This is a genomic window from Myxococcus vastator (assembly GCF_010894475.1).
GTDB classification, from domain to species: Bacteria; Myxococcota; Myxococcia; order Myxococcales; family Myxococcaceae; genus Myxococcus; species Myxococcus vastator.
Window position 1 is genome coordinate 1 of sequence record NZ_JAAIYB010000673.1, and the last position, 3,192, is coordinate 3,192.

2 protein-coding genes and 1 pseudogene are annotated in these 3,192 nt (G+C 68.1%); all 3 read left to right on the forward strand.

What is annotated here, in order from left to right; all coding sequences use genetic code 11:
• Positions 1 to 715 (forward strand): cell division protein FtsQ/DivIB (locus G4D87_RS35885; RefSeq protein WP_163787283.1); only part of this gene is annotated, 715 nt, incomplete at its 5' end.
• Positions 716 to 761: 46 nt separating this feature from the next.
• Positions 762 to 1,994, forward strand: a complete 1,233-nt coding sequence (gene ftsA / locus G4D87_RS35890; RefSeq protein WP_002634374.1) for a cell division protein FtsA — start codon at positions 762 to 764, stop codon at positions 1,992 to 1,994.
• A gap of 334 nt (positions 1,995 to 2,328) precedes the next feature.
• Positions 2,329 to 3,192, forward strand: a pseudogene (locus G4D87_RS35895) (adventurous gliding motility protein AgmC); the annotation flags it as partial.

Genomic DNA, 3,192 nt, shown 5'->3' on the forward strand with positions numbered 1-3,192 from the left:
GGGTGGGGTGGCGCTGCGGGAGTGGGCGCTGACGTCGCCGCGCTTCGATTTGGAGGCGGTGTCCTTCTCCGGCCTCCAGCGCGCCTCCCGGGTGGAGCTGCTGCGGCTGGCGGCGCTGACGAAGGGGCAGAATCTGTGGAAGCTGGATGTGGACGCGCTGGAGCGCGCCATGCACCAGCACCCCTGGCTGCGCACGGTGGAGGTGACGCGCCGGTTCCCCAACCGCGTGTCGGTGGAGGTGACGGAGCACGTGCCGGTGGCCATGGCGGTGCTGGGGGAGCTGTACGTCCTGGACGAGGAGGGCGAGCCCTTCAAGCGGGTGACGCCCGGGGACGGACTGGACTTGCCCCTGGTGACGGGCCTGGACCGGGAAGGTTATGTGGCGGACCCGGCGGCGGCGCGGGAGCGCCTGCGTTCGGCGTTGACGGTGGCCAGCGCGTACGCGCGGCTGTCACCCGAGAAGGCCGAACAGTTGTCGGAGGTCCGCCTGGAGGCGCAGAGCCTGGCGCTGGTGACGGCGTCCGGGCAGGAAGTGCGCCTGGGTGAAGGAGATTCAGAGGTCAAGCTGCAACGTCTTGCCCGTGTCCGGCGCGAACTGGGTGCGAGGGGGCTTGCAGCGGAGATCATTCACCTGGATAACCGTGCCCGGCCCGGCTGGGTGGCGGTGAAGATTTCGAGCCCCGCGTCCGAGAGGAGCGGGGCTTCGATGCGGTAAGAGGACGCGCCCCTTTCACGAGAGTGGGGGGCCTGGGAGGGTTGTCATGGCGAAGCAGAAGTCGGGGGAGATCATCGTCGGCCTCGACATCGGCACGACGAAGATCTGCGCCATCGTCGGAGAGCTGACCGACAGCGGCATCGACATCATCGGCATCGGTACGCATCCGTCGAAGGGTCTGCGCAAGGGCGTGGTGGTGAACATCGAGGCGACCGTCTCTTCCATCCGCCGCGCGGTGGAAGAAGCGGAGCTCATGGCGGGGGCGGAGATTTCCCACGTCTACACGGGCATCGCCGGAGGCCACATCAAGGGCTTCAATTCCCAGGGCATCGTCGCCGTCAAGGACAAGGAGGTCCGCGAGGCGGACATCGCCCGCGTCATCGACGCGGCCAAGGCCGTGGCGATTCCGCTGGACCGGGAGGTCATCCACGTCCTCCCGCAGGAGTTCATCATCGACGACCAGGGCGGCATCAAGGAGCCCCTGGGCATGGCGGGCGTCCGGCTGGAGGCCAAGGTCCACATCGTCACGGGCGCGGTGTCCAGCGCGCAGAACATCGTCAAGTGCGCCAACCGCACCGGGCTCAACGTCTCCGACATCGTCCTTCAGCCGCTGGCCAGCGCGGAGGCGGTGCTGGGCGAGGACGAGAAGGAGCTGGGCGTGTGCCTCGTCGACATCGGCGGCGGCACGACGGACATCGCCATCTTCTCTGGCGGCTCCATCGTCCACACGGCGGTGATTGCGCTGGGCGGCAACAACCTCACCAGCGACATCGCCATTGGCCTGCGCACGCCCGCGCACGAGGCCGAGCGCATCAAGCAGAAGTATGGCTGCGCGCTGTCGTCGCTCATCAACAAGGACGACACCATTGAAGTGCCCAGCGTCGGGGGCCGTCAGCCCCGCGTGCTCGGGCGGCAGATTCTCTGCGAAATCCTGGAGCCGCGCGTGGAGGAAATCTTCCAGCTCGTGCACCGCGAAATCCAGAAGTGCGGCTACGAGGACCTGCTGGCCTCGGGCGTGGTGATTACGGGTGGCTCCACGCTGCTGGCCGGCATGCCGGAGCTGGCCGAGGAAGTCCTGGGCCTGCCCGTTCGCCGCGGCATGCCGCGTGGCATCGGCGGTCTGGTGGATGTGGTGAAGAGCCCCATGTACGCCACCGGCGTGGGCCTGGTCGTCTACGGCGCCCGCCACCTGGACCGGCGCATGTTCCGCATCCGCGAGGAGAACGTGTACAAGAAGGTGAAGGGCCGCATGCGCGAGTGGCTCGAGGAAATCTTCTAACGCGCCGGGCCGAGCGCCCACCGCGTCGCCCAAGGGCTCTCCGAAAGGAGGGCCCTTTTTTGTTGGCGGTGGGCCATGCCCTTGCGTCCCGGCTGACGCGTCAGCGTCCTGGTTTGACGCGTCAGCCGACCTGGTGGGTTGCCCGCTTGGAGGCGCGAGCCGGTCCAGTTTCCGGAAACTGGATCCGTGGTTCGGATGGGGCGGGCGCTACCCCTTGGGCAGGGCGCTGAAATCCTCGGAATACCGAGGGTCGTAGAGTGGACAGAGGCTGGCTCTCGGATTGCTATGTGCGGCATTTGCCGCTGGGCCCACACCCCCCATCGACCCCAGGTTTATGACTCGAACGACCTTCTACATCCCCCTGCTTAGTCGGGTTTTCCAAGGGCGCCTTGGCCTGACCATCGCACGCCTGGCGCTGCTGTGCGCGGCGCTGCTTGGACCGGTGGCGATGGCCGCCGTGGACAACGTGGGCCTGGGGCGCGGGCGCGACGGCGAGCCAACCATCGGCGTCGCCAACACGCCCATCAATATTTATACGCGCGTGACGGCCGCCGTGCCCGCGGGGCAGAGCTTCGTGACGGTGGCCTCGACCGACGGCTTCGCGGCAGATGACCTGGTGATGGTGTTTCAGGCCACGGGGCTCGAGGATGGCCCATCTGGGAATCAAGCGCCCATCGTCCTGACGGGGGGCTTGGTGGGCCGCTGGGAGTTCGCGCGGATTGACAGCGTCGATGTTGACGCGCGGCTCAATTTCACGCAGCCGCTCACGGGTTCCTTCGCGGCCACCGGCACGCAGGTGATTCGGGTGCCCGAGTACACCAACGTGACGGTGACCGCCGCGGGCAGCATCGTGGCGGCGCCGTGGAACGGGACGACGGGCGGCGTGGTGGCCTTCCTGGCGCAGGGCGCGGTGAACAACGCGGGAGCCATCCACGCGGATGGCCGGGGGTTCCGCGGTGGCTTCCCCTGGAATGGTGGAGGTGACGGCTGCGACGGCCTGGACGAGGCGTGGGGTCCCGGTGATCAGTATCTGGCTGGGACGTCGAAGGGCGAAGGCTTGGTCCCCGGCCGGTTTGGAGGGGATGTGCTCCCTCCGGATGGGCCGACGAGCCTTACGACGGGTCGGGGCAACGCCGCTAACGCCGGTGGCGGTGGCGTCTGCCACAACTCGGGTGGCGGTGGCGGGAGCAATGCGGGG